Raw genomic sequence first — 13,574 nt, 5'->3', positions numbered from 1 at the left:
GCCGCCTATTGGACGTTTTGTCCTATGGCGGGAATCCTCATTCGGTGAGACGCTTGGAACCTGTTCAATGGTCTACCTCTGTCACTGCCGGTGACACCCGAATTAAAAAACGCAATGACGACGACGTCCAGCATCAGTCCGCAAGGCGCACAGCCTGTGCCGAACACGTCCGAAAACGCCGCCCGGCAGGGCGACGAACATTCACACATCGCACCCGGCGAGATCGCCGTGGGCGTGATCATCGGCCGCGCGTCGGAATATTTCGATTTCTTCGTCTACGGCATTGCCTCGGTGCTGGTGTTCCCGGCGGTGTTCTTTCCGTTCGAGGCGCGCCTGGAGGGAACCCTCTACGCCTTCGTGGTTTTTTCGTTCGCATTCCTCGCACGGCCGTTCGGAACCGTCATTTCGATGGCCATCCAGCGGCGCTTCGGGCGGGAAGCCAAGCTGACCATTGCGCTGTTCGTGCTGGGCACCTCCACCGCGGGCATTGCCTTTTTGCCGGGCTACGCGAGCCTCGGCTTCACGTCGATCGTGCTGCTGTCGGTGTTCCGCTTCGCCCAGGGCCTGGCGCTCGGCGGCTCGTGGGACGGCCTGCCGTCGCTGCTGGCGCTCAATGCGCCCGAGAACCGCCGCGGCTGGTACGCCATGCTGGGCCAGCTGGGTGCGCCGCTCGGCTTTTTCGTGGCCAGCGCGCTGTTCGCCTACCTCTACGCCAACCTGCCGCTCAAGGACTTCCTCGACTGGGGCTGGCGCTACACCTTCTACGTGGCCTTCGCGATCAACGTGGTGGCGCTGTTCGCGCGCCTGCGGCTGGTGGCCACCGAAGAGTATTCCCGCCTGCTCGAGGAGCGCGAGCTGCAGCCCACCAGCGTGGTCGAGCTGGCCCGCTCGCAGGGCGCCAACCTGCTGATCGGCGCGTTCGCGGCGCTGGCCAGCTATGCGCTGTTCCACCTGATCACGGTGTTCCCGCTGTCGTGGATCACGCTGTACTCCGACCAGTCGATCACCGAGTTCCTGGTGGTGCAGATGATCGGCGCGGTGTTCTGCGCCGGCGGCATCGTGGCCTCGGGCGTGGTTGCCGACCGCGTGGGACGGCGTTTCACGCTGGGCGGCCTGGCCGCGATGATCGCGGTGTTCAGCGGCTTTGCGCCCACGCTGCTCGACGGCGGCCGCCTCGGGCAGGACATCTTCATCCTGCTGGGCTTCGTGCTGCTGGGCCTGTCGTACGGCCAGGCGGCCGGCGCCGTGACCTCGAACTTCGAACCCAAGTACCGCTACACCGGCGCGGCCCTCACGGCCGACCTGGCCTGGCTCATCGGTGCCGCCTTCGCGCCGCTAGTGGCGCTGGGGCTGTCGGCGAATTTCGGGCTGGCCTATGTGAGCGTGTACCTGCTGTCCGGCGCGGTCGGTACGCTGGCGGCGCTGGGGCTCAACCGGGCGCTGGTGCGCGACTGACGAGGCGGATCGCAGCCGCTCATTCAAAAAAGGGGCCGTCGGCCCCTTTTTGCTTTCCGCCGCACGGGCTTAGGATCACCCCATGTTCACCGCCGCCATCTTCGACATGGACGGGCTGCTCATCGATTCGGAGCGGCCCATCATGGCCGCCTGGATCGAAGCGGCCCGCACGCTCGACATCGAGCTTTCGCACGCCCAGTACCTGCAATGCGTGGGGCTGGCCATGGCCGAGTCGAAGCAGATCCTTGCGGCGCTGCTCGGCGGCGCGGCCGCCTACCAGCATGCGGCGGCGCAAGTGACCGCCGCGCTGCAGCTGGAACGCGCCGACGGCGACGCCCGGCCGCTCTTTCCCATCAAGCCCGGCGCGGCCGAGCTGCTCACGGCCCTGCGCGGGCGCGGCATACGCTGCGCGGTCGCCTCGTCGTCGGGGCGCGGCCAGATCGCGGCCTGCCTCGGCAGCCTCGACGTGCTCCATCACTTCGAGGCCTTCGCGGGCGGCGACGAGGTGGCGCGCGCCAAGCCCGATCCGGCGCTCTACCTGCTCGCGGCCGAGCGCCTGGGCGTCGATCCCGCGGAATGCGTGGCCTTCGAGGACAGCGAGAACGGCGCCAAGGCCGCGCTGGCGGCGGGCCTTCGGGTCGTGATCGTGCCGGACCTCAAGCACCCGCCTGCTGCGATCATCGAGCGGGCGTTCCATGTGCTCGACTCCCTGCATGAGGCCGTGGCACACGTGCCGCGATGGTTTCCCGGCCAGGTGATGCGCACATGATCAAGATCGGGACCCTCTGCCACGTGCTCGACAGCTGCCTCGCGTCGCCGATGACCGAGCGCGCGGTGGGGCGCATCGTGGAGGTGGTCTCGGCGCCCTACGAGGCGCCCAGCGAGCGCTACCTGCCCGGCACCTACTACGACGTGCTGTTCGAGGGCTGGACCTTCTACTGCCGCAGCGACAAGCTCGTGCCCATCTCCGATCCCGATGCGGATGTCGGCCACTGGGAGGACGAATTCATCGGCGTTCCCGCCGGCCCTCCGTCGAAAGCGCCTCAGAGCACCTCGTCGCGCAGCTGCGGAAACACCTTCGACACCTTGGCGAGCAGGTAGTCGCCGTAGCGGCCGCTGAAGGCGTGCACGTTGGCGCGGTCCCAGCGCTCGGCGCTGTCGTCGCGTGCCTCGGCACCCGCGAGCCCTTCGATGCGCTGCACGCGCGCCTCGAAGTTCGGATCGAAGAACAGCGGAAACGAGAGCCGGTCCCGGCCCGAGGTGTTGCGCTTCACGCGGTGCGGCGTCGACTTGTAGAGCCCGCCGGTCATGCGGTCGAGCATGTCGCCGATGTTGCAGACGAAGGCGCCCGGAACCGGCGGCGCATCGATCCAGCCGCCGGGCGTGTGCACCGCGAGGCCGCCCACGTTGTCCTGGTGCAGGATGGTGAGCAGGCCGTAGTCGGTGTGCTCGCCCACGCCCCATTGCACGTCCAGGCCCTCGGGCACGGGCTGGGAGGGATAGTTGAACAGGCGGAACAGGATCAGCGGGTCAGCGGTGTAACGCTCGGCGAAATACGCGGCCGGCAGGCCGAGGCTCAGCGCGATGCCCTCCATCAGCCGGTGGCCCAGCTGCGTGACGGCCGCCATGTAGGCGAGGATGGTTTCGCGAAAACCCGGCACGTCGGGAAACAGGTTGGGCCCGTGCACCGGCGTCTTCGCCTGCACCAGCGGATGCGAGGCGGGCAGCTCGGTGCCGAGGTAGAGGCCTTCCTTCCAGTCGGGCCGGCCCGAGGTCAGCTCGCCGCCGAGCGGAAAGTAGCCGCGCCAGGCGCGCCCGCCCAGCGCCATGCGCCACCGCATCTTGGTTTCTTCAGGCAGCTCGAAGAAGCGGTGGCTCAGCTCTTCGAGGCGCCGCACCAGCGCCGCGTCGACGCCGTGGCCCGTGGCATAGAAGAAGCCGTGCGCGCGGCAGGCGGCACCGATCTGCGCGGCCACGCCTTCGCGGCCAGGGGCGCCGGCCACGAGCGGGGCGACGTCGATCACGGGAAGCGTCTGTGTGTCGGTCATGGGCGTGGAGAGCATCTCATGCGCCGCGCGCGAAGGGCGAGCGGATGTCCGAAAGAAACTGCTGCGCGCGCGGATGCTGCGGCCGGTTGAAGAAGTCGTCGGGCGTCGCGCGTTCGAGCACCTTGCCTTCGTCCATGAAGAGCACGCGGTCGGCCACCTCGCGCGCAAAGCCCATCTCGTGCGTCACACAGACCATGGTCATGCCGTCGCGCGTGAGGTCGCGCATCACGAGCAGCACCTCGCCCACCATCTCGGGGTCGAGCGCGCTGGTGGGTTCGTCGAACAGCATCAGCGGCGGCTGCATGGCCAGGGCGCGCGCGATCGCCACGCGCTGCTGCTGGCCGCCCGAGAGCTCGCTCGGCCATGCGTTGGCCTTGCCGGCCAGGCCCACGCGCTGCAGCAGGGCCATGGCGCGCTCGTCGGCCTCCTTGCGCGAGAGGCCGCGCAGCTGCATTGGCGCCATCGTGCAGTTCTGCAGCACCGTGAGATGCGGAAACAGGTTGAACTGCTGGAAGACGAAGCCGATGCGCGAGCGGAACGCATTCACGTCGGTGCCCGCCGCATGGATGTCCTTGCCGTCGATGAGGATGCGGCCCGACTGGATCGGCTCCAGCCGGTTGAAGGTGCGGATCAGCGTCGACTTGCCCGAGCCCGAAGGCCCGCAGACGACCACCACTTCGCCCTTGCGGATGGTCTCGTCGATGTCGACCAGTGCGTGGTAGCTGCCGTACCACTTGTTGACGTTCTGGAGTTCGATCATGCGGATACCTTGGGAGCCGAGACGGAGCTGGCGGTGGACATGCCGCGCCGCGCGAGCCGGCGTTCGAGCCAGTAGGCGAAGCGCGAGAGGCCGAAGCACAGGATGAAATAGGTCAGGCCCAGGATCAGGTAGATCTGCGCGGGCTTGGTGAACACCTGCGTGTTGATCTGCGTCGCAATGAACGACACCTCGGCCAGCCCGATGATGTAGCCGAGCGAGGTCTCCTTGATGGTCGAGACGAACTGGTTCACCAGCGAGGGCAGCATGCTGCGCAGGGCCTGCGGCAGCACCACCAGGCGCATCGCGCGGCCATAGTCCAGGCCCAGCGCGCGGGCGGTTTCCATCTGGCCGCGCGGCAGGCCCTGGATGCCCGCACGCACGATCTCGGCCAGGTAGGCCGCATCGAACACCACGAGCGCGATCAGCATGGTGGTGAACTGGTCGGTCTTCACGCCCGTGACGCTGGGCAGGAAGAAGTAGGCCCAGAAGATCACCATCAGCAAGGGGAGGCCGCGCACCACGAAGACGAAGCCCGTCACCGGCCAGCGCAGCCAGCGCCACGGGCTCACGCGCGCCAGGCCGAGCACGATGCCCAGCGGCAGCGCGAGCACCAGGCCGCAGGAGGCGAGCAGCAACGTGAGCACGAGTCCGCCGAGCGGCCCGTTCGGGTACTGCCCGATCAGGAAGTAGACCCAGTAGTCGTGGATGATCTCTAACATCTCGTCGACAGCCCTAGATGGTCCGCACCGGGAACCGGTGGTGGTACCAGGTCGCCAGCCCCGTGATGGCCAGCGACACCGTCAGGTACGCCGCGCTCGCGAACGCGAACGACTCGAAGCTGCGGAAGCTCGCGCTCTCGACCTGCCCGGCCTGGTACATCAGCTCGGCCACGCCGATCACGGTGGCGATCGAGGTGTTCTTCCACAGGCTCAGCGTCTGCGAGATCAGCGGCGGCACCGTCACGCGCAGCGCCTGCGGCAGCACCACGCGTCGCATGGTGCCCAGGAAGCTGAAGCCCAGCGCGCGGCCGGCCTCGAACTGCACCGTGGGAATCGCGCGGATGCCGCTGCGGATGTCCTCCGCCATGAAGGCGGCCGTGTAGAGCGACAGCGCGATGATGGCGCTGTAGGCTTCGATGTGGCCCGCATAGAGCCACTGCTTGATGCCCTCGGGCAGCAGCTCGGGCGCGCCGAAGTACCAGAACAGCATGTGCGCGAGCAGCGGGATGTTGCGGATGCTCTCCACATACGCAAAGCCGAGCCAGCGCAGCGGCGCGAGCGGCGAAAGGCGCAAGAGCGCCACCACCAGTGCAATCGGCAGCGCCAGCACGAGCGAGGCCGCGAGCAGCTGCAGCGACAGCCACAGGCCCGCGACCAGCATGTCGTGGTACTTGCCGGTCAAGAGCAGCGAATAGTCGAACAGGGGCATGGGGGGCGACAGTATCACTGCCGAGGACTGTTCAGAGGCCGCAAGCCCCCATCCCTGCCTTCCCCCGGAAGGGGAAGGAGAAATACCATGTCAGTCGATCTTGTCGCTCTCGAGCTTGAAGTCGCGCGTCTGGAAGCCCGAGGCGGTATTCGGCCCATACCACTTGACGAAGATCTTCTGCGCTTCGCCCGACTTCTCGAGCTCGCGCAGCGTGTCGTCCACCACGGCCTTGAGCGCGCTTTCGCCCTTCTTGATGCCGATGGCCAGCGCCTCGGTGCTCAGGTTCTGCTTGAGCACCACGTACTGGGCCTTCTGCGGGCCGAGCTTGGCGTAGCTGCGCAGCAGCGCGGCCTCGTCGTCCACGTAGCCCACGCCCTTGCCCTGCTGCAGCGCCTGGAAGGCCTGCTGGCTGGTGTCGAAGGTCACGACCTCGGCGGTGGGCACGGCCTTGCGGATGTTGGGCTCCTGCGTGCCGCCGCGGATGGTCAGCACCTTCTTGCCGGCGAGCTGCGGCACCTCGGTGATGCCGCTGTCCTTCTTCACGATGGCCTTCTGGCCGGTGACGAAGGTGGTCAACGAGAAGTCGATCTGCGCCTCGCGCTCCTTGTTGTGCGTGAGGCCGGCGGCCACCAGGTCGACGTGGCCCTGCTGCAGTTCGGGAATGCGCGCGGCCACGGCAATCTGCTTGAGCACCGGCTTCACGCCGATCTTCTTGGCAATGGCGTTCACCAGGTCGACCTCGTAGCCGACGATCTGCCGCGTCTTCGGGTCGATGAAGGTGGCGGGTTCGTCGGTGCCGAGCACGCCGACCACGAGCTCGCCCTTCTTCTTGATGTCGGCGAGCTGGTCGGCGTGGGCGGCGATGCCCGTCAGCAGGGTGGAGGCGGCGAGGGCCGCGGCAAGCAGGGTGTGGCGCATGGTTGTTCTCACTCCGGATGAAAAGACGAAGGGCTGGACCCTATCAACAAAACCCGCGATTATTAAATCCTCAATCGACATATGCATATGGCCTTGCAGGATCGGCCCTGGCACGGCCTGGGTTAAATTCGCGGCGCAAAAACCCGCGCCCCCGGCCCCCGCGGCATCCCTCTTCAGCGAGCTCTTCATGATCATCAAACCGCGCGTGCGTGGCTTCATCTGCGTCACGACCCATCCTGCGGGCTGCGAGGCCAACGTCAGGCAGCAGATCGACCATGTCAAGGCGAAGGGACCGATCGCGGGCGGACCGAAGAGGGTGCTGGTCATCGGCGCATCGACCGGCTACGGCCTCGCCGCACGCATCACCGCGGCCTTCGGCTGCGGCGCCGGCACGCTGGGCGTCTTCTTCGAGCGGCCCGGCAGCGAGAGCAAGCCCGGCTCGCCCGGCTGGTACAACACGGCCGCCTTCCACCGCGCCGCCGCGCAAGAGGGCCTCTACGCCAAGAGCATCAACGGCGACGGTTTTTCCGACGACGTGAAGCAGAAAACCATCGAGGCGATCCGCGAGGAGCTGGGCCAGGTCGACCTCGTCGTCTACAGCCTGGCCGCGCCGCGGCGCACCCATCCGAAGACCGGCGAAGTCTTCAACTCGACGCTCAAGCCCATCGGCAAGGCCGTGAGCCTGCGCGGCCTCGACACCGACAACGAAGTCGTCAAGGACACCGTGCTCGAGCCCGCCACGCAGAAAGAGATCGACGACACCGTGGCGGTGATGGGCGGCGAAGATTGGCAGATGTGGATCGACGCGCTGCAGGCCGCCGGCGTGCTGGCCGATGGCGCCAAGACCACCGCCTTCACCTACCTGGGCGAGCGGATCACGCACGACATCTATTGGAACGGCTCCATCGGCGCCGCCAAGAAGGACCTCGACCAGAAGGTGCTCGGCATCCGCGCGGGCCTGGCCGCGAAGGGCGGCGATGCGCGCGTTTCGGTGCTGAAGGCGGTGGTCACGCAGGCGAGCTCGGCGATTCCGGTGATGCCGCTGTACCTGTCGCTGCTGTTCAAGGTGATGAAGGCCGAGGGCACGCACGAGGGCTGCATCGAGCAGGTCCACGGGCTTTTTGCCGACAGCCTCTATGGCAGCGCGCCGCACCTCGACGAGGAGGGCCGGCTGCGCGCGGACTACAAGGAACTGTCCCCGCAAGTGCAGGCGCGCGTGACGGCGCTCTGGCCCCAGGTCACGAGCCAGAACGTCCGTGAACTCACCGATCTCGCCGGCTACAAGGCGGAGTTCCTGCGCCTTTTCGGCTTCGGCATCGAAGGCGTGGACTACGAGGCCGACGTGAATCCCGACGTGGGAATTCCGAACCTCGTCCAGGCCTGACAGGCGCACAGAGGGATACTCCCGCCATGCAGATTCACGAAAAGCCTCCCGCCGATACCCCCTTCGAATGGATCGGGGGCGAACCCCGGGTGCAGGCGCTGGTCGACCGCTTCTACGACCTGATGGAGCTCGAACCGGCTTATGCGCAGCTGCGCGCGGTCCACGGCACGAGCCTCGACAACGCACGCCAGCGCCTCTTCTGGTTCCTGTGCGGCTGGCTCGGCGGCCCGCAGCACTACACCGACCGTTTCGGCCATCCGATGCTGCGCGCGCGGCATCTGCCGCAAAGCATCGGCGGCCACAGCATCGGCATCAAGGAGCGCGACCAGTGGCTGGCCTGCATGGACCAGGCCATGGGCGAGACCGGCGTGCCCGAGGGATTGCGCGCACGCCTGCGCGATTCGTTTTTCCAGACGGCCGACTGGATGCGCAATCGCGGCGAATAAATAAAACAGACAACGAAAGATCCTCTTCCATGAATTCCATCGTCATCATCGGCGGCGGCCACGCCGCGGCCCAGCTTTGCGCGGGGCTGGCTGAAGCCGGGCAGGGCGCGCGCGTGCACCTGGTCTGCGAGGAGGCTTGCGAGCCGTACCACCGGCCGCCGCTGTCGAAGGCCTTTCTCAAGAGCGCCGAGGAAACCACGCAGCCGCACAAGGCCGCCGACTGGTACCGCGAAGCGGGCATCACGCTGCATCTGGGCGATGCGGCCGTGGCCATCGACCGCGAGGCGCACACCGTCACCTTGCGCTCGGGCGCGATCCTGCCGTGGGAGCGGCTGGTGCTGGCCACCGGCACGCGCGCGCGGCAGATGCCCGACCTGCAGCCCGGCCTCGAGAACGTGGCCAGCCTGCGCGCCGCCGACGAAGCGCATCGCCTGCGCTCTCGGCTGGCTGCCGCGCAGCAGGTCACGGTGCTGGGCGGCGGCTTCATCGGGCTCGAAGTGGCGGCCACCGCCAAGGCGCTCGGCAAGAGCGTGCAGGTGATCGAGAGCGCGCCGCGGCTGCTGGGCCGCGCCGTGTCTCCCGAGCTGTCGGCGCACGTGCTCGCCACGCATCGTGCGGCGGGCATCGACATCGTGCTCGGCGCGCGCACCGGCGCCTTCGAGGTCGAGGGCGAGCGGCTGCTGTCGATCCAGGTCAACGGCGTGAAGCAGCCGGTGGACCTGCTGCTGCTGGGCATCGGCGCGGTGCCCGAGACCGCGCTGGCGCAGGCCGCGGGCATCGAGTGCGCCGACGGCATCGTGGTCGACGGCCACATGCAGACCAGCGCGCCCGACGTGCTCGCCGTGGGCGATTGCACGCGCTTTCCCGACCGCCGCGCGGGCCGCGCGCTGCGGCTCGAATCGGTGCAGAACGCGAACGACCAGGCGCGCACCGCCGTAGCCACGCTGACCGGCGCGCCGCGTCCGCACGACGCGGTGCCATGGTTCTGGTCCGACCAGGGCAGCATGCGCCTGCAGATGGTCGGCCTGATGCCGGCCGAGGGCACGCCGGGCCTGTCCAGCGTGCGCCGCGCCGGCCCCAAGCCCGAGGCGTTCTCGCTGTTCCACTATGTCGACGGGCAGCTCGCATGCGTCGAATCGGTCAATGCGCCGGTCGATCACATGATGAGCCGCAAGCTGCTCGAGGCGGGCCGCAGCCCCGATGCGGCGGCGGTGGCGGATGTCTCGATCCCGCTGAAGAACCACCTGGCCTGACGGCCTGCCGCAGTCAGCGCCGCGCAGGGGCCAGCAGAACCACCAGCGCGCCGGCCCCGCCCTCGGCCGGCTTGGCCTGCACGAAGGCGATCACCTCGTTCTTCTGGATCAGCCAGCGCTGCGTCTTGGTCTTGAGCACCGGCTGCTTGCCGGGCGAGCCCAGGCCCTTGCCGTGCACCACGCGCACGCAGCGCAGCCCCTGCTTGTAGGCATTGCGGATGAAGCCGCCGAGCGCCTCGCGCGCCTCGTCGCTGCGCAGGCCGTGCAGGTCGACCTGCGCCTGGATGCTCCAGTCGCCCTTGCGCAGCCGCGCGGTCACGTCGGTGCCGATGCCGGGGCGGCGAAAGCTCATGGCGTCGTCGACGTCGAGCAGGGTGGTCACGTCGAACTCGTCGGACAGGGACTCGCGCAGCACGCGCTGCTCGTCGAGCTGGTGCTGCACCGGAATGGGCGCCGGCGGCTCGGGCGCGAGCGGCACCACGGCCTTGCGGCGCAGCGGCTCGGTCGCGCCGATGGCGCGCGCGAACAGGTCTTTCTCGGCCATGCGCTTGCGCTCGGCCGCGGCCTTGGCGGCGGCCGCTGCCGCTTCGCGCTCGCGGGTCTCGGCCAGCGTGCGCTGCACCTGCTTCAGGTCGGCCAGGTTCTTGATGGGCGGCGTGCGGGAAGCCATCAGAGCAGCCCTTTCTCGGCCATCGAATAGCTCTGGCCGGCGCTGACGATCACATGGTCGAGCACGCGCACGTCGATCAGCGAAAGCGCGGCCCTGAGCGTCTGGGTGAGCGACTCGTCGGCCCGCGAGGGCTCGATGCTGCCGCTCGGATGGTTGTGCGACAGCACCACGGCCGCGGCCTGGTGGTGCAGCGCACGCGTGACCACTTCGCGCGGGTAGACGCTGGTCTGGGTGAGCGTTCCGCGAAACAGCTCCTCCAGCACGATCAGCCGGTGCTGCGCATCGAGAAACAGCACCGCGAACACCTCGTAGGGGCGCGATCCGATGTGCAGCTGCAGGTACTGCTTGACGGTGCCGGGCGAGTCGAACACCGTGCGCTCCTTCAGGCGCTCGGCCATGGCGCGGCGCGCCAGTTCGAGCACGGCGATGAGCTCGGCGCGCTTGGCGTCGCCGCCCATGCCCTTGATCACCTTCAGGTCCTCGGCGCTCGTCTGCAGCAGGCCCGAAAGGCCGCCGAAGTGGTCGAGCAGCTCCTGCGCGAGCTGGAGCACGTTTTTTCCCGCCACGCCGGTGCGCAGCAGCAACGCCAGCAGCTCGGCGTCGGCCAGCGCGGCGGCGCCCCGCGCGATGAGCTTTTCGCGCGGGCGGGCGTGGGCGGGGAGATCCTTGAATGCCATCGAAAACCTGGGTGAAACCTTGAAAGAGCGGGTGGAAGCCCCCGTTCCTTAAAATGCAGTCCAGTTTATCGGGACACCCACCTTGTCTTTGCCTACCTCCGCTGCACCCATGTCCCACGTTGTGACTTCCGGCTCGTTCCTGACCCTGCATTACCGGCTGGCCGGTCCGGCGGGCGACATCATCAACACCTTTGCCGACAAGCCCGCGACCCTGTCGCTGGGCACCGGCGAGCTCTCGCCCGCCATGGAGCAGCGGCTCATGGGCCTGGAAGAGGGCACCCACGCCACCTTCGAGCTGCCCGCCGGCGAGGCCTTCGGCGAGCGCAATCCCGAGATGCAGCAATGGGTGGCCCGCAAGCTGCTCGCGCAGATGGGCGACCCCGACGAGCAGTACGCGGTCGGCGACGTGGTGCAGTTCCCCACGCCCGATGGCGCGGGCAGCTATGCGGGCGCGGTGGTCGAATCGAACGAAACCGCGGTGCGCTTCGACTTCAACCATCCACTGGCCGGGCAGCCCGTGACCTTCGAGGTCCGGCTGATCGGTGTCCTATGAGCGGCCCGGCTGCAAGAACCGCAGGATCCCTGGCATGAACCCGAACATCGAGGAAGTGATCCTTGCCGAGCCGCGCGGCTTCTGCGCCGGCGTGGACCGCGCCATCGAGATCGTCGAGCGCGCCATTGCCAAGTTCGGCGCGCCGATCTACGTGCGCCACGAGATCGTGCACAACACCTACGTGGTCAACGAGCTCAAGGCCAAGGGCGCGATCTTCATCGAGGACCTGGCCGACGTGCCGCCCGGCGCCACGCTGGTGTTCAGCGCGCATGGCGTGAGCAAGGCGGTGCAGCAGGAGGCGCGCGACCGCGGCTTCGACGTCTTCGATGCCACCTGCCCGCTGGTGACCAAGGTGCACGTCGAGGTCGCCAAGCTCGCCAAGGAGGGCTACGAGTTCATCATGATCGGCCACAAGGGACACCCCGAGGTCGAAGGCACCATGGGCCAGCTTTCGAGCGGCATCCACCTGGTGGAAGACGTGGAAGACGTGGCGAAGGTGGCGCCCGCGCAGACCGAGAAGCTCGCCGTGGTCACGCAGACCACGCTCAGCGTGGACGACGCGGCCGAGATCGCGGCGGCCGTGCGCACGCGCTTTCCGAAGGTGCGCGAGCCCAAACAGCAGGACATCTGCTATGCCACGCAGAACCGCCAGGACGCGGTCAAGATCCTGAGCCCGCAGGTCGACTTGGTGATCGTGGTCGGCAGCCCCACCAGCTCCAACAGCAACCGGCTGCGCGAGCTGGCCGAGCGCCTGGGCACCGAAAGCTACATGGTCGATTCGGCCGACGAGCTCAAGCCCGAGTGGTTCGAGGGCAAGGGCCGGGTCGGCCTCACGGCCGGCGCTTCCGCTCCCGAGGTGCTGGTGCGCGAAGTGGTCGAGCGCGTGAGGGCGCTGGGCGCGGTGTCGGTCCGCAAGATGGACGGCATCGAGGAAACCATCAAGTTTCCGCTCCCCAAGGGCCTCAAGCTCGACGACATTCCCCCTCCTGGACACATCTCTTGAACAACGAAAACACCCGCTGGCGCTCTGAAACCGAGAGCGCCTCCCGCAGGCTGCGCGAGCGCGCCGGCGGCTTCCTGCGCCAGACCCCGCTCTGGAAATTGCCGTCCGCGGCCTTCGGCCTCGCGGCGCCGGGCGTGGAGCTGTGGCTCAAGCTCGAGCACATGCAGGTGAGCGGCAGCTTCAAGGCGCGCGGCATGATGAACCGCCTGCTGGCCAACGACATTCCCGAAAGCGGCGTGATCGTGGCCTCGGGCGGTAACGCGGGCATTGCCACCGCGGCGGCCGCCAAGGCGCTGGGCGTGCGCTGCCAGGTGTTCCTGCCGGGCGTCTCGCCCGAAGCCAAGCGCGCCCGCCTGAGGGCGCTCGGCGCCGAGGTGGTGGTGGTCGGGGAGCTCTATCCCGACGCGCTGGCGGCCTGCCTCGCGCGCCAGGAGGAAACCGGCGCCTTGCTCACGCATGCCTACGACCAGCCCGAAGTCGTGGCCGGCGCGGGCACGCTCGGCCAGGAGATCGAGGCAGAGGGCGGCCTGCCCGATTCCGTGCTCGTGAGCGTGGGCGGCGGCGGCCTGATCGGCGGCCTTGCCGGCTGGTTCGAAAAGCGCGCCCGCGTGGTGGCGCTCGAGCCCGAAAAGGCGCCCACGCTGTACCGCGCCCGCCAGGCCGGCGAGCCGGTCGACGTCGAGGTGGGCGGCATTGCCGCCGATTCGCTCGGCGCGCGCCGCATCGGCGCCATTTCCTGGGACATCACCCAGCAATACGTGCAGGACGCACTGCTCCTGTCCGACGAATCCATCCGCGCCGCGCAGCAGTGGCTGTGGAAGGAATTGAAGCTCGCCGTGGAGCCGGCCGCCGCGCTGCCGCTGGCGGCGCTGCAGACCGGTGCCTACGTGCCGCGCGAAGGCGAGAAGGTCTGCCTGATCGTCTGCGGCGCGAATGTCGACCCGGCCACCGTGGCCTGAGGCGGACAGCGAGGCGGCCG

General features: G+C 68.3%; 16 protein-coding genes. 9 read left to right on the top strand and 7 right to left on the bottom strand.

Translation table 11 applies throughout. The features are described from left to right. Window positions 1-114: 114 nt before the first annotated feature. The 3 genes from AC1DSC_RS14825 (at window position 115) to AC1DSC_RS14815 (ending at window position 2,556) form a co-directional block, all read left to right on the top strand. The gene (locus AC1DSC_RS14825) at window positions 115-1,455 is read left to right on the top strand and encodes an MFS transporter (RefSeq protein ID WP_015866821.1); all 1,341 of its coding nucleotides are present in this window, start codon (window positions 115-117) and stop codon (window positions 1,453-1,455) included. An 82-nt stretch (window positions 1,456-1,537) separates the two neighbouring features. Next, window positions 1,538-2,224, top strand: a complete 687-nt coding sequence (locus AC1DSC_RS14820; protein ID WP_027729935.1) for an HAD family hydrolase — start codon at window positions 1,538-1,540, stop codon at window positions 2,222-2,224. Continuing rightward, the gene (locus AC1DSC_RS14815; protein WP_015866819.1) at window positions 2,221-2,556 is read left to right on the top strand and encodes a hypothetical protein; all 336 of its coding nucleotides are present in this window, start codon (window positions 2,221-2,223) and stop codon (window positions 2,554-2,556) included. Before AC1DSC_RS14820 ends, AC1DSC_RS14815 begins: the two co-directional genes overlap by 4 nt. Here the strand turns inward: AC1DSC_RS14815 and AC1DSC_RS14810 are convergent. The 5 genes from AC1DSC_RS14810 to AC1DSC_RS14790 all read right to left on the bottom strand — a co-directional run bounded on the left by AC1DSC_RS14810 (window position 2,499) and on the right by AC1DSC_RS14790 (window position 6,609). Continuing rightward, complete coding sequence (locus AC1DSC_RS14810; RefSeq protein WP_369663382.1) at window positions 2,499-3,503, bottom strand: isopenicillin N synthase family dioxygenase; 1,005 nt, start codon at window positions 3,501-3,503, stop codon at window positions 2,499-2,501. The genes AC1DSC_RS14815 and AC1DSC_RS14810 overlap by 58 nt on opposite strands. A 16-nt stretch (window positions 3,504-3,519) precedes the next feature. Continuing rightward, complete coding sequence (locus AC1DSC_RS14805) at window positions 3,520-4,263, bottom strand: amino acid ABC transporter ATP-binding protein (protein WP_062365771.1); 744 nt, start codon at window positions 4,261-4,263, stop codon at window positions 3,520-3,522. Further along, window positions 4,260-4,982: an amino acid ABC transporter permease gene (locus AC1DSC_RS14800; RefSeq protein WP_278877261.1), complete on the bottom strand. Its 723-nt coding sequence runs from the start codon at window positions 4,980-4,982 to the stop codon at window positions 4,260-4,262. Before AC1DSC_RS14800 ends, AC1DSC_RS14805 begins: the two co-directional genes overlap by 4 nt. A 13-nt stretch (window positions 4,983-4,995) precedes the next feature. After that, window positions 4,996-5,691, bottom strand: coding sequence for an amino acid ABC transporter permease (locus AC1DSC_RS14795; RefSeq protein WP_369663381.1), 696 nt, complete (start codon window positions 5,689-5,691; stop codon window positions 4,996-4,998). Window positions 5,692-5,781: 90 nt separating this feature from the next. Further along, window positions 5,782-6,609: an ABC transporter substrate-binding protein gene (locus AC1DSC_RS14790; RefSeq protein WP_015866814.1), complete on the bottom strand. Its 828-nt coding sequence runs from the start codon at window positions 6,607-6,609 to the stop codon at window positions 5,782-5,784. Between the two features lie 187 nt (window positions 6,610-6,796). Here AC1DSC_RS14790 and fabV point away from each other — a divergent pair, with 187 nt between their 5' ends. From fabV to AC1DSC_RS14775, 3 genes are read left to right on the top strand one after another with little or no spacing between them, the layout of a single operon-like run. Continuing rightward, window positions 6,797-7,993 (top strand): enoyl-ACP reductase FabV, encoded by a 1,197-nt coding sequence (gene fabV, locus AC1DSC_RS14785; protein ID WP_369663380.1) that lies wholly within the window; start codon window positions 6,797-6,799, stop codon window positions 7,991-7,993. Between the two features lie 26 nt (window positions 7,994-8,019). Beyond that, on the top strand, window positions 8,020-8,439 hold the full coding sequence (locus AC1DSC_RS14780; protein WP_015866812.1) for a group II truncated hemoglobin: 420 nt from the start codon (window positions 8,020-8,022) through the stop codon (window positions 8,437-8,439). Window positions 8,440-8,468: 29 nt separating this feature from the next. Continuing rightward, window positions 8,469-9,692 carry an NAD(P)/FAD-dependent oxidoreductase gene (locus AC1DSC_RS14775; protein ID WP_369663379.1) on the top strand — a complete coding sequence of 408 codons (1,224 nt, stop codon included), beginning with the start codon at window positions 8,469-8,471 and terminating at the stop codon, window positions 9,690-9,692. Between the two features lie 13 nt (window positions 9,693-9,705). On the opposite strand, the gene AC1DSC_RS14770 is transcribed toward AC1DSC_RS14775, so the two are convergent. Together AC1DSC_RS14770 and radC are read right to left on the bottom strand one after the other, a co-directional pair. Continuing rightward, the gene (locus tag AC1DSC_RS14770) at window positions 9,706-10,362 is read right to left on the bottom strand and encodes a Smr/MutS family protein (protein ID WP_015866810.1); all 657 of its coding nucleotides are present in this window, start codon (window positions 10,360-10,362) and stop codon (window positions 9,706-9,708) included. Beyond that, window positions 10,362-11,039: a RadC family protein gene (radC, locus tag AC1DSC_RS14765; protein ID WP_015866809.1), complete on the bottom strand. Its 678-nt coding sequence runs from the start codon at window positions 11,037-11,039 to the stop codon at window positions 10,362-10,364. Before radC ends, AC1DSC_RS14770 begins: the two co-directional genes overlap by 1 nt. Before the next feature lie 109 nt (window positions 11,040-11,148). Here radC and AC1DSC_RS14760 point away from each other — a divergent pair, with 109 nt between their 5' ends. Genes AC1DSC_RS14760 through AC1DSC_RS14750 form a run of 3 tightly spaced genes read left to right on the top strand, consistent with a single transcriptional unit; the run spans window position 11,149 to window position 13,554 of the window. Further along, window positions 11,149-11,592: an FKBP-type peptidyl-prolyl cis-trans isomerase gene (locus tag AC1DSC_RS14760; protein ID WP_015866808.1), complete on the top strand. Its 444-nt coding sequence runs from the start codon at window positions 11,149-11,151 to the stop codon at window positions 11,590-11,592. Between the two features lie 34 nt (window positions 11,593-11,626). Next, window positions 11,627-12,595 (top strand): 4-hydroxy-3-methylbut-2-enyl diphosphate reductase, encoded by a 969-nt coding sequence (ispH, locus tag AC1DSC_RS14755; protein WP_015866807.1) that lies wholly within the window; start codon window positions 11,627-11,629, stop codon window positions 12,593-12,595. Then, entirely contained in the window at window positions 12,592-13,554 is a 963-nt protein-coding gene (locus AC1DSC_RS14750; RefSeq protein WP_369663378.1) for a threonine/serine dehydratase, read from the top strand. Before ispH ends, AC1DSC_RS14750 begins: the two co-directional genes overlap by 4 nt. The last annotated feature ends 20 nt before the right edge of the window (window positions 13,555-13,574 follow it).

This window comes from Variovorax sp. 01N425, assembly GCF_056399465.1.
Note: the sequence above shows the minus strand (reverse complement) of the source record. Positions and strands in the feature narration are given on the sequence as shown.